Below are 20,504 nucleotides of genomic sequence, written 5' to 3'. Positions count from 1 at the left end.
TTGCTGAGTTACCTGTTAAATAAGGTTTTTTATGCGGTACTGACCCTTTTCGGGGTTGTTACGGTTATCTTTCTGTTGTTTACGGTTTTGCCGGGCGACCCGGCACGGATGATGCTCGATCAGAATGAGGACAGCGAACAATTGGCGGTAATTAAAAAGAAGTATGGGTTCGATAAACCATTAAGCCTGCAATATTTGTATTACCTGAATGATCTGTTTCCCGTTTCTTTCCATTCTGAAAACCCAGACGATTATACTTTTTTATCAGAAGACAGGTATACTGCTACCGAGTTGTTTTCTGTTGGCAACACACAGGTCGTTATCAAACTGCCTTATTTGCGTGAATCCTTCCAGAAAAACGGAAAAAAGGTAACAGAAGTTATAGCTGACACATTACCAAATACTTTTGTGCTGGCTGTGTCTGCCATTGTGATAGCAATTATTATTGGTGTAGTTTTGGGAGTGATTTCGGCATTGGTTAAAGATACATGGCCCGATAGACTAATACAGGTGTTAAGCACATTGGGAATGAGTGTTCCGTCTTTTTTTAGTGCCATCATTTTTGCCTGGGTATTTGGATTTATTTTCCATGAATATACCGGTTTGAATATGACAGGGAGTTTGTATGAAGTAGATGATTATGGCGAATCGATATTTATACAATGGAAGAATCTTATTTTACCTGCTGTTGTTCTGGGCATACGACCATTGGCTGTCGTAATTCAATTAATGAGAAACTCGTTGCTTGAAGTGCTGAATCAGGATTATATCAGGACTGCAAGGGCAAAAGGACTTAGTGAGTTTCAGGTGATAAGAAGACATGCGGTTAAGAATGCCCTGAACCCGGTTGTAACAGCTATTTCAGGATGGTTTGCCAGCATGCTGGCCGGAGCAGTGTTCGTTGAGTATATTTTTGGATGGAATGGATTAGGCAAGGAAATAGTAAATGCGTTGAATACACTGGATTTACCGGTGATCATGGGAGCAGTACTGGTTATAGCAACCATGTTTATTATAATTAATATTTTTGTCGATCTGATTTATGGATGGTTAGATCCTAAAATCAGAGTTTGATTTTTTTTTGGGAATAGTGAAATTATTAAAGATCGAATGCGACTGCTTTTAAAATAAATTAAATCTGGAACATGAGGAAAATAGTATTATTTGCGTTGCTGGTGACAGGGGTAAGCCTTGCGGTGTCAGCTCAATCGGAAAGATTCGGTGAAGAAGCATTAAACGACGTGTTTGAAACTTTAGATGGTAGAGAAGTTACTTTTGAATCGGTGTTGAATAAACACGCAGGGAAAACTGTCTTTATTGATGTTTGGGCCACCTGGTGTAAAGATTGCAGAGTAGCCATACCGGAAATTAAGGCGTTGCAGGAAAAATATGGAGCTAAAGAGGTTTCTTTTGTGTTTCTGTCCCTCGACAGAGAAAAGGAAGCCTGGAAAACCGGAGTGAAAGAATATGATTTAAGCGGTGACCATTATTTTATTACCAGGGGATGGAAGGAAAGTCCTTTTTGCCAGGATATAAAATTAGATTGGATTCCTCGATATATGATAGTAAATCCTAATGGAAAGATAGAGGTGTTCAGGTCAATTAAGACCGACGATCAAACTTTAATAAAAACATTAAAAGTTACAAAATGAGAAAAAAAATTGTTGCAGGAAACTGGAAGATGAATAACGACCTGGCCGAGACCCGGTCATTAATAACGGCATTAAAAAATGAGTTGCCGGATACAGATGCCGAAGTAATGATTGCACCGGCCTATACAAATTTGTACCCGGCGTATGAAGCATTAAAGGAATCTCAAATTGAGGTAATAGCCCAAAACATGCATTTTGCCGGAAGCGGAGCATATACAGGTGAGGTTTCTGCCTCCATGTTGAAGAGTGTGGGGGTTAAAACCGTTATTTTGGGCCACTCTGAAAGACGCGAGTATTTTGGTGAAGACGATGCGCTTTTAGCAAAGAAAGCCGATGCTGCTTTAGCAAGCGGTTTGAGGATTGTTTTTTGCTTTGGTGAAGAGTTGACAGATAGAAAAAGTGATAATCATTTTAAAGTAGTTGAAGAGCAACTTAAAAATGCATTGTTTCATTTAGATGCTGAAGCCTGGAAACATATCGTATTGGCCTATGAGCCTGTTTGGGCTATCGGTACGGGAGAAACTGCATCGCCTGAGCAGGCCCAGGAGATTCATAAATTTATCAGGGAGGTATTAAGTGCGAGGTATGATGAAAGTTTAGCGGACAGTATCTCTATTTTATACGGAGGAAGTGTTAAACCGAACAATGCAGTGGAAATTTTCTCTCAACCTGATGTAGATGGCGGACTTATTGGAGGAGCTTCGCTGAAAGCTGAAGATTTTTCTGCTATTGTAAAAGCAATATAACACCTGATCATTAATATGATTTAAAAGGCCTGTTTTATATTAACAGGCCTTTTTTACTGGCACCGCCAAAGGGTATAATACCCCGAGGCTTGCCCTTGTGAAATAGTCCTGACGGAATTTCATAGGGCTTGCCTCGAAATTAAAATTTGTTTCCGACCAATGCCTCGTGTGCTTGCACCGAGGTAGTTTACTTACGTTTCCCTTTTTTGAGTTGCTTCTGTTTTTTAGCGGAGTTTTCTTTTTTATAAAGAGCTTCTTCAGGGAAAGGGAAAACTATCGTCGAATTTTTTTCTGCGGCAATATCGGCCAGGGTTTGATAGAGTCTCAGTTTTATAGATGAAGGAGACTTGTCTATCAGCTCCCCGGCTTCGAGTAATGCCTGAGCTGCCTGTTTTTCTGCATCCGCTAAAATAATGCGGGCCCTTCTTGAACGTTCGGCTTCCGCCTGGTTTGCCATGGAGCGCTTCATGTTTTCAGGAAGTTCAATATCTTTGATCTTAACATCTAAAACCGTTATTCCCCAATCTTTGGTTTCGGCATCGACAATTTCACGGATGTTATTTCCAATCTCTTCCCTCTTGGATAAAATAGTATCCAGTTCTACTTTACCACAAACATCACGAAGTGATGCCTGAGCTAATTGAGAAATTGCAAAATCGTAGTTTTCTACTTCCAGGATAGATTGGGTGGCGTTAATTATCTTATAAAACAATACACCATTTATTTTGCATGGAACATTGTCCTGGGTCATTATCTCCTGGGCTGGGATATTGATAGTGATTACGCGCATGTCGACAAATTGCGTAGTTTCAATAAATGGAATTATCCACCGGAAACCAGGGTTTAACACTTTTACATAACTACCGAACCTGAACTTTAAAGCTCGTTTATATTCAAAAACGATCCTTATTCCCAAAAGGAAGAATGCAATGATGAATATGAAAATGATATATGAAGACATCTGTATAAGCTTTCTTTAATAAAGTTAGTGAATAAAAATTTGATTTTGAGGTTGTTATGTGTTTAATTTGATGGTGTGGGTTTATGTGATTATTAAAATAATATTAACCTCAAAAAATTAATTACTCATAAATCATCGTTATTTTTGCGTGAATAATAATCTGATGCAAATGATCACATATATTGGTTACGATTTTAAAGTATCACCTGTTAATCCGGGAAATGAAATATTGATTGCTGAATTGGGTGATGTCGGTTTCGAGAGTTTTGTAGAGACGGAAGATGGATTACTGGCGTATATAAATAAGGAAGAGTGGCGTGAAAACATATTAGATGCTATTTATATTCTTAATAGTGAGGAGTTCGAAATTTCATATACTTTTCAGGATATTGAGCAGGTGAACTGGAATGAAGAATGGGAAAAGAATTTTGAGGCTATAGAAGTTGATGGTCGATGTACAGTTCGGGCACCTTTTCATAAAGAACCGAAAACAACCTATGATATCGTCATAGAGCCTAAAATGAGTTTTGGAACCGGCCATCATGAAACGACCCATATGATGATTCAACATTTGCTCCAAATGGAAATGAGTGGGAAGAAAACCCTCGACATGGGATGTGGGACTGCTGTATTGGCAATTCTGGCTGAAATGAGGGGAGCCAAGTCTGTAGATGCCATTGATATCGATAATTGGTGTTATTTGAATTCGATAGAAAATGTTGAGCGCAACAATTGTAAAAGCATATCTGTATTTGAAGGCGATGCATCCTTATTGGCAGATAAGAGTTATGATGTTATTATCGCGAATATTAACAGGAATATCTTATTGAGAGACATTCCAATATATGTTAAGAGTCTTAGCGAGGGCGGTACTTTATTATTGAGTGGGTTCTACAAGGAAGATCTGGAGCAAATTAAAGAGCGTTGCAGTGAATTTTCGTTAAAGTTTGATGAAAATTTAGAAAAGAACCATTGGGTTGCAGCAAAATTTTTATTTTAGTATTATAAAGTGTTGATGATGAGTACAAAAGAGAGGATATTAGAGGAGCTGTTGGTAGAAGAGGAAGTACAAAAGCAGAATGAGATCGTTCTTTATAATGATGATGTGAATACTTTCGACCATGTTATTGAAACGCTTGTATATGCCTGTGACCATACACCGGAACAAGCAGAGCAATGTTCGATAATTGTTCATTATAAAGGTAAATGTACAGTTAAGACTGGAGATTATGACGATTTGAAACCAAGGTGCTCTAAACTACTCGATGCCGGACTTTCGGCCGAAATTATATAAACTAAAAGACCGGTGCAAACACCGGTCTTTTAGTTTATATATGTTTAAATATACAGAAAATAAAATTCTGATTTTTTTCGGAAGGTGTGGTATGATCTATACGAAAGCATTCAATCTTTTCTAAAAAATCAAATCGTTCAGGAAGACTATTCTCATCGTATTGCGTAATATCAATGCCACTGCATTTGGCAGGGCCGTCTACAGAAAAAGTGCCTATAAAGGCTATTCCGTTTTTATTTAAACCGGTTTTTAATCTCGCCTGATAAGCAGCAATATCATTTTTGTCGTTTAAAAAGTGGAAAGTTGCTCTGTCGTGCCAGAAATCATATTTTTCCTCAGGATCAAAACTAACGATATCGCTAAGTATCCATTTAACATTATTCGCCAAATTGCCCAGTCTTTCTTTCGTTCTTTGAATGGCTTCTTTTGAGATGTCAAGAACAGTAATATTAGTGTATCCCAATTTTAACAGCTGATCAACAAAAAAACTTTGCCCACCGCCAATATCAATGATATTGGCGTTTTTGGGGATGCGGTACTTTTCTATAACATCAAGAGAAGTGGCCGGTGTTATCTGATACCAACTCACCGAAGCATGTTCTTTGGTATTGTATATGTTATTCCAATGATCTTCCCTGTTCATTATTTTGTTGAGTTGGGACACACAAAATTTGTTTTTGGGATACCGGTATTCTTTAATGCACCATATCCTCCTGCTATGTCGATCAGCTTGTCAAATCCTCTTGCCTTTAAAATAGATGCAGCAATAACCGATCGGTAACCTCCGGCACAATGAACATAATATTCATTGTTTTTGTCAATTTTATTCATGTTCTCACTTAAGAAATCCAAAGGCAAGTTTGTTGCGGTCTTCAGATGGGTAGATTCAAATTCACCAGGTTTCCTTACATCGAGGATTTCTAATTCGGGAGTATATCTCTTTTCAAATTCTTGGGCATCGATTGAATCAATCCTGTCAATATCCTTACCGCTTTTCTTCCAGTTTTCAATCCCGCCCGCTAAATATCCAAGTGTATTATCATAGCCAACACGGGAAAGACGTGTAACCGCTTCTTCGGATTTTCCTTCCGGTACTACCAATAATATAGGTTGTTTCAAGTCGGTAATCAATGCTCCTACCCATGGTGCAAACTGTCCGTTTAAACCAATGAATATTGAATTTGGTATATGTTCTTTGATAAAATCTGCCTGGGTTCTGACATCTAAAACCAAAGCTCCCTCGTGGTTTGCTATAGCTTCAAAATCTTCCGGATTTAGGGGAACGTTACCTTTTTCAAGAACGGCTTCAAACTCCTTGTAGCCTTCTTTGTTCATCATGGCGTTTTTAGAGAAATATTGAGGAGGAGGCAAAATACCATCCAGTACCTCATCTACAAACTCTTCTTTGCTCATGTCTGTCCTTAATGCATAATTGGTTTTTTTCTGATTTCCAAGGGTGTCAACAGTTTCTTTACTTAGGTTCTTTCCACAGGCAGACCCTGCGCCATGAGCCGGATAAACAATAATGTCATCTGCCAAAGGCATGATCTTGTTTCTAAGGGAATCGTATAGCATGCCTGCGAGGTCTTCTTTGGTGAGGTCTTGTTTGATAGCAAGATCAGGACGTCCCACATCTCCTAAAAATAAGGTATCTCCGGTAAAGATTGCATGGTTGTTTCCGCCTTCATCAACCAACAGATATGTTGTAGATTCAAGTGTATGGCCGGGTGTGTGGATTGCTTTGATTGTTATTTTCCCAAGTTTGAATTCTTCTCCGTCTTTTGCACCATAAATATCATAGCTTGTTTTGGCATTTGGTCCGTACACAATCGTAGCTCCTGTTTTTTTAGCAAGATCTATATGCCCCGAAACAAAATCTGCATGAAAGTGCGTTTCGAATACGTATTTAATAGTGGCATTTTCTGCTTTTGCTTTATCTATATAGGGTTGCGTTTCACGCAAAGGATCAATAATGGCTACTTCTCCTTCCGATTCTATGTAATATGCTCCCTGTGCCAGGCATCCTGTATATATTTGTTCGATATTCATTTTTAGTTCTGTTTTAAAATACAAATTTACGAATACTAATATTGTTTATCTGTGACAATTGTCACACTAGAAGTTAAAAATTTCTTTACTTAATATATATAAACTCATAACTAAGATAAGCCATCCAAAACCTTTTTTTAATCGTTTGTTAGAGACATATTTAGAGAGATGTCCTCCTAACAAAATACCTATGACTGTCAGCGATGAAAACGTTAGCAGGAAAGTCCATTCGATGTCGAGGGTCTGCATATCTCCGGTAAAGCCGATCAAAGAGTTTATTGCAACAATAACCAAAGAAGTGCCTACTGCTTTTTTCATAGATAATCCGGCCCAAAGAACCAATGCGGGCACATAAAGAAATCCGCCTCCGGCTCCTATTACACCTGTAATTGTACCTATAATAAGTCCTTGAATGAACGTTTGGTAATAAGGTTGTTTCTCTGTGAATTCTTTTTTGTCCTTCTTGTTTCTGATCATTGAAGTTGAGGCAATAAACATGATACATGCAAAGAATATCATGATGGCCATTTCTTTGGTAAGATCATAGTTGCCTATAGAGAATACGATATCAGGAATATTCGGAACTAAGAACCTTCTCGATAAATATACTGCCAGAAATGATGGAAATGAAAAAGCGAGGCCGGTTTTAAAATCTACATATCCCTTTTTGTGTTTTTGAACGACACCAACCAGAGAAGATGATCCTACAACAAATAATGAGTAGGCTGTGGCTATAACGGGATTGTACCCTAACAAATAAACTAATAAAGGAACTGTGAGTATAGACCCGCCTCCACCAACAAGTCCAAGTACGAGACCTATAATAAGGGCAGCAATATATCCGAGTATAATTTCGATGCTCATTTTTAGCGTAAGAGAATTATCAAATCGAGACAAAGGTGACAAAATTTGATTCGATATGCACGCCATTTTTTAAAAAAATAATTCATTTTAACGTCTTTTTTAGAAATGGGGCTAAAAACGGATTAACCCTCATAAACCCATAGTTTTAGTGGGGTTTTGAGGATGTGCCGGAAGAGGTGTTTCATAAAGTTTCGAATGATTTTTTTGTTATAAATTTTGGAAGGTTTTCAAAAATTATCCTATATTTGCACCCGCTTACAGGATAGGTGAGTGAATTTAAATATTGGCCTCGTGGCGCAACTGAATAGCGCATCTGATTACGGCTCAGAAGGTTGCAGGTTTGAATCCTGCCGAGGTCACGACATTCAAGAAACCACGCTCGAAAGGCGTGGTTTTTGTGGTTTTGGAAGTGTCAAAAGCTATCAGCTTTTGTAAACGCGCAAAGGCACAAAAACCAACTGTGACGATAGGAGCAGCACGGTTTCTTATATACTACATTGAGCTCATTCAGGATCGCGAAAGTAATGGATCATACCCAATTGTTGTGTTTATGCAAAAATTGTAGTTAATCTATAAAGGAAGAATTCTACATTTTTCACTCCTCTAAACTGTGCTCTGAACGCTTTTATTTTAGCATTGAAAGATTCAGCCGAAGCATTGGTGCTCCTGTTTATAAAATAATTCAAGATCGATTTATAGTTCATAGTTATCGTATTAGCTATGGTGTTAAAAGCTTTAAACCCTGTTTGTTCTACATCCTTATACCAGTGTGCTAACTTGGTGTAAGCAGTTTGTATAGAGGTAGCTGTATTGAATATGTTTCTTAATCCTTGTACTAAATCATATGCTTTTTTGATGTCGGGGTATTGTTCAAAGAGGATTTTGGATCGTATGTGTTGATTTTGTGTCCAATTGTTGGGTGCTTTATAGAGTAGATACCTACTTCTAGCCAAGAGTTGTTTTCTGGTATCCCCATTAGGAAAGGTTTTTGGAATGAACACTTTTTGTGTACTCTTACTTTGTTTAATTTGTTCATTTTCTAGGTCAATAGCTTCCCATCGATGTTTGATTCTAATATCTTGTAGTGCTTCTAGGGCTAGTTTTTGTACATGAAATCGATCTGTTACCTGTATGGCTTTAGGGAAGCATTTTTTGACAATCATTTTCATTGAATGTGCCATATCCAAAGTAATCTCTTTTACCTTATCTCTAAGTGTCTTTGGGATTTTAAGCAGTTGTTCTATAATAGGTTCAGCTTTGGTTCCCGCAAGTATAGCTACAATAGCACCTTTCTTACCTTTAGCTTTTTTATTAGTAATAATAGTGTAGAGTTCTCCTTTGGATAGAGCGGTCTCATCAATAGATAAATACTTACCCATATTCTCAGGAAAGATTAACCAGTCTTTAGCGTGGGACTTTTGCCTCCACTCTTTAAAATTACTTAGATAATCTCGATAGTGTCGTTGTAACTTCTTGCCATTAACTCCATAAAACCCACCTATGGTGTGGCAATCATTAGTCTTGGTACTGACCAAGTGCTTTTAAAAAAGCAGCGAACTCTACGGTCATACGAGTTCCCTGCGCTACCAAATCCCAATTTCGATGCACAGCTTGCCCTGTGGTTTTGTCTAGCCATCGACGGCGCTTGATATGTAAATAAACATGCTTGCCACGAACGGGGAAATCCTGAATGGTGATTGCTTTATGAAAACCGTGTGAAATAAGTATCTCAGAGGAAAGTTCTTTTGGAATATCATTCTTCTCCTCAAAATAAAGATGAAGAACATCTTTGTTTATTTCATGCTTAGCAATATCGAAATGAGTAATTAATAGTTCAGGTAAGAGAACCTTTAGTAAGTCAATGTATGGATCCAATAAAGTCAGTTTTTAAAACAAAGATCATACTATAAATTCAATTTACACACAACTTTTGAGATTGATCCAAAGTAATCCTGCCGAGGTCACGATAAAACTATAATATATTGATTGTGAAAATATTAGGGTTTTATTTTTTTGACGGTAATTAAAACGATGTGATTAGAAATTCGTAATCTCGTTAAAATTGTCGTTTTAATTTTCACTATATGATAAATTGAGGAAACATTTTAGGTGAAACTATGAAATCGACGAAGTGCTCTGCCATAAAAAGTCGCTGGTTTCAAAGAAAATCTTCGTTTCATGCAACCCTTTCATTTTTTAGCTGTCTATAATAGTAGAAAAATTTAAACAGTTTCTAAAAAGTATCTTTAAGACAAATTAACAGCCGGCCGATTTAATTGGAAACCAATACCCTATATACTCATAAAGAGCTTGTTGAGAAGAGCAGATTGGGCGACAGAATTGCTCAGTATGATCTGTATATTCAGTATGTAGATGCGATGTATAATGTATCTATGCGTATAGTGAAGATAAAAGAAGATGCCGAAGATCTGGTTCAGGATAGTTTTATTGAGGCTTTTAAGAATTTATCGTCGTTCAGGCACGAAAGTACATTCGGTTCATGGTTAAAACGGATTGTAGTAAACAAAAGTATTAATCATTTAAAATTGAAAAGGATCCCTGTTGTACCCTTCGAAAATGAAATATATGGCATTAAAGACGACGAAATTACAGAGGCCCCGGAAATGGATATTCAAAAGGTAATTAAAGGAGTTAAACTATTGCCTGTAGGGTTTCAGCAAATAATTAATTTGTATTTGATAGAAGGTTACGACCATGTGGAAATTGGTGAGATTTTAGGAATTGCAACATCAACTTCAAAATCCCAATACCATAGGGCAAAGAAAAAATTAATTGAAATAATAGACGGATTATAAATGGACGATTTCGAAAAGAATATAAAAGAACAGCGGGCACTCTTTGATGAGTATAAAGCTGACAGATCTAAACTTTGGAAGAATATTGAAGCAGGATTAGAGCAAACTAAAAACAGCTCTAAAGTTATGAGACTGTGGCAATCACGGATGTTTAAAGTGGCAGCAACGATCGTAATTGTTTTGGGAATCTCCGGCATGATACATATAATGAGCAGTGCCGTTACGGGCCGACAAAGTCGGGTTTTAAACCGGGAATTGACAGCTATCGATATGCATTACAATGGACTGGTGGCCCGTCAGATTAAATTGATAAACAGCAATACCCGGCTGTCGCCCCAGGAAAAAAAGGAATTCCTTTCGTTTATGGATGAACTGGATGAAGAATACGAAATGCTAAAACGGGAATTATATAAAAACCTGGATTCCGAGCGTGTTTTAGAGGCTATAGTTATCAATTATAAAAAAAGAATTGAGTTAATAGAGAATTTATTAAAACAGATCAATAGTTCAAAAGAAATGAATAATGAACATGAATATATTTTATAAAAGATCAATATTGCTTTTTGTATTACTGATAAGCTTCTCGGTGTTTTCGCAGGAAATATTGACCAAGAGAATTGAAAAAAACTATGAAATGACAAATGCCGGGGAGTTGCACCTGAACAATAAATATGGGAATGTTAGTATTACCGGGTGGAAAAAGAACAGCATAGAAATAGTTGTTGAGGTGAAGGTCACAAGCAAGAAAGCGGAAGATGCCAAAAGCCTTCTGAATCGTATCAAGCCCGATTTCAGGACAGCAACCAATTATGTGAATGTTACTTCTGAAGTGGCAGAAAAGAATGAGAACCTGTTTTCCAGGTATTTTAACAAGGTGAACCCTTTCGAATTCGACAAGACCAACATAGAGATCAATTACACGGTTTACCTGCCGGAAAATGCGGAAATAGAGATCACAAATAAGTTTGGCGATGTTATGGTTGAAGATTGGACAGGCAAATTAAAGGCAGAGATTGAGCACGGCGATTTGTGGATAAATAGTTCTATTGTTATTGCCGATGTAGAAATGAAATTCGGGAAGCTTAGGGCAAAAACCATGACTTACGGTACCATACATATGAAAAACGGAAGTATAAAAATTGAAGGATCACAAGATCTGATGTTAAGAACCAGCGGTACTGATATTCAAATTGATAAAGTAAATAACCTGAAATTGTATTCCAGTAAAGATGAAGTGGTAATAGATTATCTGGGAAATATAAACGGTACTGTCGATTTTTCCGATATGCAAGTTAACGAAATGGATAATGATGTTTACCTGGAAATGAAAGTTACCAATCTTAGGATCTTAAAAATGAACCGGTCAGATGCTACCGTAAATATAAACCAGGAATCCTCAGATATCAGCATTTATATATCCGGACTGTCTTTTAAGTTCGATGCTGTCTTAGAAGAAGGGTTGTTAAGACTGCCTAAAACTTTTACGGATGTTAAAAGCGAACTTGTTGATAAAGGCAACCGGATAAGAAATATTTACGCTTCATATGGCAATGATCTTCAGGGAGCATTTTCTTTTACCGGTAAAAAAGGTGTAATAACCTTAAAGGAATAATTCAATAGACCGGTAGATATTGTTCTTTACAGAAAATTATTTCAGATTAATGCAACCCATTAATTTTTGAACTGTCTATTATAATATAATAATCGAATCAAAAAAACATGAATCAAATTAAAATCACCCTGGCTTTATTTCTCTTAGGGTTTTCTTTTTGTGTAAATGCGCAGGAATCCGGAGAGTATATAGAGTTTAACGATCGTAAAAATACCGTTCATGGTGTTTATATGGGGTTGGCTACCTATTATGGTAAAATGCATAAAAAAGACACTTATGCTGCCGGTTTTAAGGTAGCTTATGTAGCAAATCAGCAATTTGAAGTTGGTTTAGAGGCTGTCGGATTGTACTCGGATATCAACAGGTTGGGAATTTCTGACAATGACAACGATCTGGTTGGTGCGTATGGGGGAATACATCTGGAACCGATATTGTTTAGCAAGTCAATCCTGAACCTGTCGTTCCCTTTATTGATTGGTGGTGGGGCCATAGGGATATTGGAAGGTGATATAGATGATTATGTTGTCGAAGATGATTCGTGGGAAGCGGTTTTTGTTTTAGAACCCGGAATTAATTTGTTGTTCAATATAAACAGGTATGTACAATTGGAGGCAGGGGTAAAACATAGGTTTTCCAGCAGGCTGAGCTTCGATGACTTTCCCCTATCGAGGATCGATGGTTTTTCGGCAGGCATCGGGGTGAAGATCGGGGTGTTTAATATGGGCAGGAACAGGTATAAAAAAAGCGGATTATGAAGAACAAGTTAAAAACAGGGATAAATGCGCAATTTGTGTTTTCCGAAGACGATCAGGTACTGATTAATTCAGACAGAAATAAAGATGAATGGTATCCGATAAATTTTCAATGGATTCCGGTTGTAACGCTTAACCAAAACATGTAAGGCTAATTTTTTAGTCAAAGTACTTTTCAACAAGGCAATCAAAATGAAAACAATCAATCTGTTTTATAAGGCAACAGTACTGTGTTTATTGTTGTTTCATGTAGCATAGACCACATTCATGTAAACGCTACCGATGCTGTAACAACAAAAAAACATGGATGTTTCAGATTACCAGGCTATAGGAATGGCTACAGGCTTTAATGCCTATATCAACTTTTCCGAAACAAGGATGGATTAATTTCCCGGTAAAGGAGGTCCAAAAGCCACAGTTTTATTCAATGAAGCAGGTTTTAGGGAGAATTCAATGCATGAGAAATCAAAATACCCTGGAAGTTTTTTGACAAGAGATCATCATTTTGTAATGATGCTTTTTCCTAAAAAAACTTTTGCAGGGTTTATAGGTGAAATAAGTTTCGACGATGGCAGGGGGAATGAATTTTTTATTCTGTATAATTATTTTTCCACAAACCGAATCTTCCCTTTGTAAATTTTTCAGACTTTTATGAAACTCTATTGTTATATTCGCTTTTATGGCTGAAATCAAAGCAATTCTTATTGATGATGAACAAAGTGCGAGAAATGTTTTATCTAACTTACTAGAAAGAGCTTCTACCAATATTACCATTCTTGATTCTTGCAATAACTTGGAGTCTGGTGTTCAAAAAATAAAAGAACTACAACCCAATGTTGTGTTTTTAGATGTACAAATGCCTAATTATGCAGGCTATGAAATCGCAAGGTTTTTTGATGTCATATCATTTGAAATTATCTTTGTTACTGCTTATGATCATTACGCCATTAAAGCTTTTGAGTTAAATGCCATTGATTATTTAGTAAAACCTATTGACAGAAATAAACTAGATATAGCTCTTAAAAAGTTAGAGCATAAGCTACACCAACAAGCTTCATTAGTTGATTATCACTCCCTACTTAAAACCATAAAAGATAAAAATTGTAAAAAGATTGTTATTCCTGAATTAGGGAATAGACATATTCTTAGTTTAACAGACATCGTTGCTATTGAAGCCGACGGAGCTTATAGTAAGATACATGTTGTAAATAAAACAACTATTATTGCTAGTAAAAATTTAAAATTTTTCGAAAATACATTGTCTGAAGAACTTTCTTTCTTCCGTTCTCATAGAGCATGGATTGTTAATTTGGCTTATATTGAGTTTTTAAACAAAACAACTTTAAACCTCACTCTAGATAATGGAACTATTACAGCAAAGATTTCCAGATCAAGAATAAGTAGCTTTGAAAATAGTATCTAGTCATAAACAACCATTTCTTTTAATAAAATATATTCTTTTATTAATTTTATGTTTTGCTCCTATTTTACTGCAAGCACAAGATCCTGTATTTATACAATTATCTGAAAAGAACAAACTTCCCGATAATGAATTCTATAACATTCTCGAAGATCGTAAAGGTTTTATATGGCTATGTGCAAATAAAGGACTTTATAGATATGATGGTAAAACCTTTAAAAATTATGGCAACCCTTTACAACGCGGAGCTTCTGTATTCAACACTCAAGAAGATAACTTAGGACGGATTTGGTGCAATAATATTTCTGGTCAATTTTTCTATATCCTAAACGATAAGCTACATTTATTTACAGACTTAAGTAAATATTTAAATGGTGAACTGGCTGATTTTGTGATAACAAATGATTTTTTATGGGTTTTTACAGTGAGAGCTATTTACAAAATAGATTTAAAAACCAAACAAATATTAGAACGACATTCTACTACAAAAAATTTCGGAACTCCGTTTTCTTCTAACAATTCTATTTATGTAGGAGCCTTCGATTCTATTATTTCAATAAACGAAGACAACAATATAACTTCACTAATAGAAACCAAGCTCCCTCATAAAGGGAAGAAAGGAAATGCCATAAGTTTGGGAAAGGCTATTATTTTTAAAACGAACTCAACTTATATTTACTCTCAAATAAGAAACAAAAAAAATTGTTTTTATAAATTAAATTTCTCTCAAAAAAAGTTAGAACCTTTAAAAGGACTTGAAAGCCTAGAAAAAATTAAGCTCTATACTATTTTTGAGCAAAATAATGAAACCTGGATAACAACAAATCAAGGGGTATGGGTTTTTACTTTCAAAAACGCTGCTTTTCAACTAAAAAAAAGATTTTTAACAGATAAGCATATTACCAAAATCATTAAAGATAAAGACGATAATTATTGGCTTGCCAGTTTAAATAATGGTGTTTGTATTATTCCTAATATTCATATAGAAACCTGTAATATTCCTCTAAAAGAGGAAAATATAAAAACACTAGACAAAATAAACGATACTACTTTAGTTACAGGAAGTAACCATGGAAATGTTATTTTTTATAACACCAACTCCCACACTTCTACAACGATTAATTTACCTGCTAACGAAGGAAAACTGTCTAAACTAAAATACAATCCCAATCAGCAAAAAATTTATATTAGTAAAGGGTTTAGAAGCTATGTTTTAGATTATAGAAATTTAGCTCTTGAAAAAACCAGATTTTTTGATGGTGTAAAGAGTTTTTCATTATTAGCCCACAACGATTTACTTTACACCAACCACGACAAAGTTATTTTATTAAAAAATGCCAATTACCACGGTAAGGGAAAATTTATTTCAACAAATAAAAGAACCTACGATTCTTTTTACGATGAAAAAAGACACGAAGTTTATGTTGCCTTTGTTGATGAATTAGCTGTTTATGACAGTCTCTGGAACAAACAGGTAATTTTAAACAAAGAAAAACCCATCTATGGTAAATCTATAACCCAAACCACTAATGGTATTGTCTGGGTTGCTACATTTAAAAATGGCCTTTTGGGAATAAAGGATGGTAAAGTAATTCACCATTATACTACCGAAAATGGCTTGACATCAAATATTGTAGAAAAAATTAAAGCAGATCAAAATAAGCTATGGATTGTGAATGGTAACAGTATTCAAGAGTTTGATATTCTTACCGATAAGTTTAAAACACTAACCAAGCGAGAGGGTATTAAATCATATAATATTTCTGGGATCGAAACAGTCGGTAACAAGAGCTATTTCTCGTCTGACAAGGGTTTGTTTTCCGTTGACAGAAATAATGCTTTTAAAACATTACATCCTGAAGTATATTTTAGTGCGGTAGAAATCAATGAAAAAGATACTCTGGTTACTTCAAACTATACGCTAAAGTATAATCAAAATGCAATAAAAATAAGTTTTAATGTTAATGGCTTTTTGTTTAACCAAAAAGGAACATATAAATATCGTTTAAAAGGGTACAACGATACTTGGTTAACTACAGCTATTGGTGAAAACTCAATAAAGTACAATAGTTTAGCTGCAGGTGAATATACCTTTCAGGTACAACCTTTTTTAAATAGTACAAATACTACTTACGAAATAAAAGAGCTATACTTTTTAATAAAAAAACCATTTTGGAAAACGTTATGGTTTATCTTATTAATAGCTTCTCTTATTTTAGGAGGTACCATTTTATACTTTAAAAAAGCAATGCAAAAAAAGGAGAAAGAGCGCATTGCTCAACTTGAAAAAATATCTTTAGAAAAAGAACTGATAGCGATTAATTTAACTGCATTGCGTTCACAAATGAATCCGCATTTTATTTTCAATGCGTTAAACTCTATTCAGGATTTAGTTTTACAACAAAACACAGATGCTTCTTACGACTATATAGTATTATTTGCCAAGCTTATACGAAATACCTTGAGTTATGCGAATCGAGATTTTATACCGATAGAAAAAGAATTAGAGTTTTTAAATGTATATCTACAACTGGAAAAGCTTCGTTTTGGTGATGACTTCACGTATACAATCACCTACGATGCTCATGAAGAATTGGAAGTACCTTCTTTATTGGTTCAGCCTTTTATCGAAAATGCTTTAGTGCATGGTTTACTACATAAAGAGGGAGAAAAAGAATTAGATATCACCTTCCATTTGTCAGAAAACACCTTGCAATGCCTTATTACCGATAATGGTATCGGAAGAAAGAAAAGCAAGGAGATTAACCTCCGTCAAGGAAATCGTCATGAATCCTTTGCTTTAAACGCCATAAAAAAACGCTTGGAAATTTTTCAAAAACAATATGCTGTAAAAATAGGCTTTGTTATTGAAGATATTTATAAAAACAGTTCTCCTAATGGTACAAGAGTAATTGTAACCATGCCCTATAGAAAAAGGTTTTAGCACTCTTCCTTTTTTGTTTATAAACTCAAATGGTTATTCATTAAGTGCTTTGTTTTGTAATACTTACTGTATAGTATACTTGCTATAAAATTTAAATAAAATGAATATGAAACAAGTCTACTTACTAATGATCTTATTGCTCTTGTCTTTTACAATACAAGCACAACAAAACTTTTTTGAAGCATTAGAAAACAATGGTGATGAAGCTACCTATCAGGGTTTTGGTGCTTTGATAGCTAATGGAGATGGAACTTATAATTTTAAGACTTCTTACTTACCCGTTAAAGTTACTATAGAACGTACTCCTACTGGAATTCCTGTTGGTTTTGAAGCCAGGTTTATTAGTGAAGATAAACGTGCTTTTCGTGAAACTGAATTAAGCGATTATGGTACAATAGACAACTATATCCATCCTATCAGTATAAAGCATGGGTATACAAAAGAAGGCTATATGGTAATTGACGATTTACTGTTCCGCCTAAAAAAAATATACGATGGAAGTTTTCCCAGCATGGAAAACGTAACTGCTGTTTATGTTCTTGTTAAAGACCGTGCTGCTGTCGAATCTCCCAAAAACAAAAAGAAGAAAAAAGGAAGTCTTCTCTCCCGGATGAAAGCCAAATTAAATTCAACAGGAACTACCAATAACCCTACCTACAAATATCTTACTTCTTTAAACCTTGATAAAAAGTTTAATGATTATATCGCAGCTATGAAGTTAAAACAGGCAGCTCCTTTAACAGCAAAAGACAAAGCTAAAATTGCTGATATAAAGAAAGCAAAAACCATGGGAGAAGAAGAGATTAAACGTTACAACGATTCCATAAGAGCTACACCTGAGTATAAAAAATTAAAAGAGCATCAAGCTCGTATGAAAGCAATGGACGAAGAAAATGCCGGAGAAACGGTTACCATAATTAATCGAACAGGTAGAGATATTTATATTTTTAAAGAGGGCTCAAGTAACGCAAGTAGAGTAACTAACTCAAGTTCTTTAAAAGTGTCTTGTTCTTATAATTATTATTACAATTACGATCCTAACTCTTCTAACAAATCTTTTTGTTATAGTGCTAATAGTGGTTGTAGTGGAAGTATAACAGTCAAATAAAAATATTTACGAGGTCAAATAAAATTTTCAACATGTGTTTAGTAACTTTTTGTGTATTCTTTTTAATTTCTTGAAATAGTGATGATTATATTACCCAAGTAGATGACGAAATTAAAATTGGCGCTAAAAAGTTAGCAATTAAAAATGCAGCACTTATTAATCACGGAACCAGCGATGGGGTTACCGATATTACATTATATCTTTCTAGCCCGGGGCTTTCCACCGATGCAAATAAAAATCCAAAAGGTAAAGGAGACGTGTTTATTTTTCAGATTTATGCTAGTCAATACAAAAAATCAACGAAAGGAAAATACCTTTTAGACACTCAAAATGGCGCTAGTTTTACAATTGGTGAAGGATATCATTTGCTAAATTTTGATGCTTCCTTAGGCGAGCATCAAACAGGTGATAGTATTGCTATAGAATCGGCAAACATTTCGGTTGATACTAATAATATAATGAATACACCATTACAATTACTTTGGTAGATGAAAATAGAGCCAATGTTGCGGGGTATTACCAAGGAAATGTACCTCTAAAATTAGATTAAACATATAATTAGAATCAAATTCAGTAGACTCCCGAGTTGAATAGTCCTTGCTCTGGAGTCTTTTTTTATTCAACTCAACTAGTATCTATGTATTTTATTTATAAACAAAAATTACTGTTCGTAAAACGCTTTTTAAACTCCCTAAATAGAAATAGTATTCTTACACAAAAATTTAAAAAATAAAAAAATGAAATTATTTAAAAAAGGGGTGTTACTAAGTTTTATCACTATTCAGCTTATTGCTTGTAGTAAAGATGATGAACCACAAAACACCCCTCCGGTTATTAAAGCACAAAGCTTTACGGTAGCAGAAGATAAAGCTGCAAGTAGCAACATAGGAGCCGTTACAGCTATTGATGTTGATAAAGACGATTTAACTTTTAAAATAATAAAAAATGATAACGATCTGTTTGCTGTAAATACTTCAGGTAATTTGAGTATTACTGCTAACAAAAGTTTAGATTATGAAACTCAAACCAAACACGAAATTACTCTAGAAGTAAGCGATGGTAAAGACAAAGCCTCAGCAGTAATAACTATTAACGTTACCGATGTAAACGAAAATAGCCCAATCTCTATAGCTGATCAAAGTTTTACGGTAGCTGAAGATATTGGACTTGGTGGTTTGGCGGGTAAATTAAATATTACAGACCCGGATGATGATGTATCAACCTTTTCTATAAAAAACGGAAATGATGATGGTCTGTTTACTATTAATTCGTTTGGAGAAATACGCATGAATAAAAAGTTAGATTATGAAACAACAACTATTCATACATTAAATATTGAAGTAAACGATGCTAATGGAAGTTCAGATAACGCTACTATAACTATTAATGTAACCAATGTAAATGACGTTGTGCCCACTGTTACAGTAACTGGCCCATTTACTGTTAATGAAGATATTGATGATACCGTAATTATTGGTCAAGTACAAGCTACCGATGTAGAAGGAGATAATCTAACTTATAGTTTAACATCACAAAGTACGACAGGCAACCTGTTTGCAATTAATGCCAATAGCGGTGAATTATCATTAATTACAGGTGAAAATTTAGATTATGAGACTGCAACGCAACACACCGTGCATATAACAGTTTTTGACGGTAAACATTATGTTTTTGATAGTGTTATAATTTATGTTACCGATGTAGTTGAAACAGGAGGTACTATAGTAAATATACCTGATGCAAATTTTAAAGCGGTTTTAGTAGCAAATACCACCATAAACACGAATGGTGATAGTGAAATACAAGTAACCGAAGCCAATAACTATGTAGGAAGTATACACATACAAAGTAAAGGTATTAATGATTTAACAGGAATAGAAGAGTTTGTAAAAATAACTGAATTACAGGCAAGTAATAATAGCCTTATTAATATAGACTTAAGTAAAAATACTGAATTAACTGTTTTACATCTTGCTCTTTGCGGATTAACAAGTATTGATATATCAAAAAATACTAAACTAGAAGATGTTAGTTTTAACATAAACCAATTAACTTCTTTAAATTTTAGTTCTCATACAAATTTGAAAAAATTAAGCCTTGAAAATAATAAGCTTACTAGTCTAAATTTAGCAAATGGTTCTAACAATAATATGACACTCTTCGAAGTTAGACAAAATCCAAGCCTAACCTGTATTAAAATAGATGCTGGCTTTACAGTACCTGCCGACGGTTCTTGGAATAAAGATGCTATTGCTAGTTACAATACTACTTGTCCTTAAGAATCAT

The 20,504-nt window shown here is 35.0% G+C and carries 21 protein-coding genes and 1 tRNA gene; 16 read left to right on the top strand and 6 right to left on the bottom strand.

Annotated features, from left to right (window positions below; genetic code table 11):
* From MQE36_RS01525 to tpiA, 3 genes are all read left to right on the top strand, one after another.
* On the top strand, nucleotides 1-1,074 hold the full coding sequence (locus MQE36_RS01525; protein ID WP_242937441.1) for an ABC transporter permease: 1,074 nt from the start codon (nucleotides 1-3) through the stop codon (nucleotides 1,072-1,074).
* Nucleotides 1,075-1,145: 71 nt separating this feature from the next.
* A complete protein-coding gene (locus tag MQE36_RS01520; protein ID WP_242937440.1) occupies nucleotides 1,146-1,652 on the top strand; it encodes a TlpA family protein disulfide reductase in 507 nt (168 codons plus the stop codon).
* Nucleotides 1,649-2,398, top strand: a complete 750-nt coding sequence (gene tpiA / locus MQE36_RS01515; protein WP_242937439.1) for a triose-phosphate isomerase — start codon at nucleotides 1,649-1,651, stop codon at nucleotides 2,396-2,398. Before MQE36_RS01520 ends, tpiA begins: the two co-directional genes overlap by 4 nt.
* A gap of 187 nt (nucleotides 2,399-2,585) precedes the next feature.
* Here tpiA and MQE36_RS01510 read toward each other — a convergent pair whose 3' ends face one another.
* Nucleotides 2,586-3,359, bottom strand: coding sequence for a slipin family protein (locus MQE36_RS01510; protein WP_242937438.1), 774 nt, complete (start codon nucleotides 3,357-3,359; stop codon nucleotides 2,586-2,588).
* Nucleotides 3,360-3,522: 163 nt separating this feature from the next.
* Here MQE36_RS01510 and prmA point away from each other — a divergent pair, with 163 nt between their 5' ends.
* On the top strand, nucleotides 3,523-4,359 hold the full coding sequence (gene prmA, locus MQE36_RS01505) for a 50S ribosomal protein L11 methyltransferase (protein ID WP_242938796.1): 837 nt from the start codon (nucleotides 3,523-3,525) through the stop codon (nucleotides 4,357-4,359).
* Between the two features lie 18 nt (nucleotides 4,360-4,377).
* On the top strand, nucleotides 4,378-4,653 hold the full coding sequence (locus MQE36_RS01500; protein WP_242938795.1) for an ATP-dependent Clp protease adaptor ClpS: 276 nt from the start codon (nucleotides 4,378-4,380) through the stop codon (nucleotides 4,651-4,653).
* Nucleotides 4,654-4,687: 34 nt separating this feature from the next.
* Here MQE36_RS01500 and MQE36_RS01495 read toward each other — a convergent pair whose 3' ends face one another.
* The 3 genes from MQE36_RS01495 to MQE36_RS01485 all read right to left on the bottom strand — a co-directional run bounded on the left by MQE36_RS01495 (nucleotide 4,688) and on the right by MQE36_RS01485 (nucleotide 7,566).
* Nucleotides 4,688-5,296 (bottom strand): class I SAM-dependent methyltransferase, encoded by a 609-nt coding sequence (locus MQE36_RS01495; RefSeq protein WP_242937437.1) that lies wholly within the window; start codon nucleotides 5,294-5,296, stop codon nucleotides 4,688-4,690.
* Entirely contained in the window at nucleotides 5,296-6,702 is a 1,407-nt protein-coding gene (locus MQE36_RS01490; protein WP_242937436.1) for an MBL fold metallo-hydrolase, read from the bottom strand. Before MQE36_RS01490 ends, MQE36_RS01495 begins: the two co-directional genes overlap by 1 nt.
* Before the next feature lie 66 nt (nucleotides 6,703-6,768).
* Complete coding sequence (locus tag MQE36_RS01485; protein WP_242937435.1) at nucleotides 6,769-7,566, bottom strand: sulfite exporter TauE/SafE family protein; 798 nt, start codon at nucleotides 7,564-7,566, stop codon at nucleotides 6,769-6,771.
* 285 nt (nucleotides 7,567-7,851) lie between these two features.
* Between MQE36_RS01485 and MQE36_RS01480 the strand changes: the two genes are divergently transcribed.
* A tRNA-Arg gene (locus MQE36_RS01480) sits at nucleotides 7,852-7,925 on the top strand.
* Nucleotides 7,926-8,114: 189 nt separating this feature from the next.
* On the opposite strand, the gene MQE36_RS01475 is transcribed toward MQE36_RS01480, so the two are convergent.
* Entirely contained in the window at nucleotides 8,115-9,101 is a 987-nt protein-coding gene (locus MQE36_RS01475; RefSeq protein ID WP_242935915.1) for an ISAon1 family transposase, read from the bottom strand.
* Nucleotides 9,082-9,441, bottom strand: a complete 360-nt coding sequence (locus MQE36_RS01470; RefSeq protein WP_242935916.1) for an ISAon1 family transposase N-terminal region protein — start codon at nucleotides 9,439-9,441, stop codon at nucleotides 9,082-9,084. Before MQE36_RS01470 ends, MQE36_RS01475 begins: the two co-directional genes overlap by 20 nt.
* Nucleotides 9,442-9,842: 401 nt before the next feature.
* On the opposite strand from MQE36_RS01470, the gene MQE36_RS01465 reads away from it, so the two are divergent.
* From MQE36_RS01465 to MQE36_RS01420, 10 genes are all read left to right on the top strand, one after another.
* Entirely contained in the window at nucleotides 9,843-10,382 is a 540-nt protein-coding gene (locus tag MQE36_RS01465) for an RNA polymerase sigma factor (RefSeq protein WP_242937434.1), read from the top strand.
* Entirely contained in the window at nucleotides 10,383-10,928 is a 546-nt protein-coding gene (locus tag MQE36_RS01460; RefSeq protein WP_242937433.1) for a hypothetical protein, read from the top strand.
* Nucleotides 10,906-11,994 (top strand): DUF4097 family beta strand repeat-containing protein, encoded by a 1,089-nt coding sequence (locus MQE36_RS01455; protein WP_242937432.1) that lies wholly within the window; start codon nucleotides 10,906-10,908, stop codon nucleotides 11,992-11,994. The genes MQE36_RS01460 and MQE36_RS01455 overlap by 23 nt, the downstream gene beginning before the upstream one ends.
* Nucleotides 11,995-12,101: 107 nt before the next feature.
* Nucleotides 12,102-12,749: a hypothetical protein gene (locus MQE36_RS01450; protein ID WP_242937431.1), complete on the top strand. Its 648-nt coding sequence runs from the start codon at nucleotides 12,102-12,104 to the stop codon at nucleotides 12,747-12,749.
* Entirely contained in the window at nucleotides 12,746-12,895 is a 150-nt protein-coding gene (locus tag MQE36_RS01445) for a hypothetical protein (RefSeq protein WP_242937430.1), read from the top strand. Before MQE36_RS01450 ends, MQE36_RS01445 begins: the two co-directional genes overlap by 4 nt.
* Before the next feature lie 530 nt (nucleotides 12,896-13,425).
* Nucleotides 13,426-14,169 (top strand): LytR/AlgR family response regulator transcription factor, encoded by a 744-nt coding sequence (locus MQE36_RS01440; protein ID WP_242937429.1) that lies wholly within the window; start codon nucleotides 13,426-13,428, stop codon nucleotides 14,167-14,169.
* Nucleotides 14,153-17,110 (top strand): sensor histidine kinase, encoded by a 2,958-nt coding sequence (locus MQE36_RS01435; protein ID WP_242937428.1) that lies wholly within the window; start codon nucleotides 14,153-14,155, stop codon nucleotides 17,108-17,110. The genes MQE36_RS01440 and MQE36_RS01435 overlap by 17 nt, the downstream gene beginning before the upstream one ends.
* Nucleotides 17,111-17,216: 106 nt before the next feature.
* On the top strand, nucleotides 17,217-18,218 hold the full coding sequence (locus tag MQE36_RS01430; protein ID WP_242937427.1) for a hypothetical protein: 1,002 nt from the start codon (nucleotides 17,217-17,219) through the stop codon (nucleotides 18,216-18,218).
* A gap of 257 nt (nucleotides 18,219-18,475) precedes the next feature.
* Nucleotides 18,476-18,706: a hypothetical protein gene (locus MQE36_RS01425; RefSeq protein WP_242937426.1), complete on the top strand. Its 231-nt coding sequence runs from the start codon at nucleotides 18,476-18,478 to the stop codon at nucleotides 18,704-18,706.
* A gap of 249 nt (nucleotides 18,707-18,955) precedes the next feature.
* Nucleotides 18,956-20,497: a cadherin repeat domain-containing protein gene (locus MQE36_RS01420; protein WP_242937425.1), complete on the top strand. Its 1,542-nt coding sequence runs from the start codon at nucleotides 18,956-18,958 to the stop codon at nucleotides 20,495-20,497.
* The last annotated feature ends 7 nt before the right edge of the window (nucleotides 20,498-20,504 follow it).

It is taken from the genome of Zhouia spongiae (assembly GCF_022760175.1).
Lineage (GTDB): Bacteria > Bacteroidota > Bacteroidia > Flavobacteriales > Flavobacteriaceae > Zhouia > Zhouia spongiae.
Note: the sequence above shows the minus strand (reverse complement) of the source record. Positions and strands in the feature narration are given on the sequence as shown.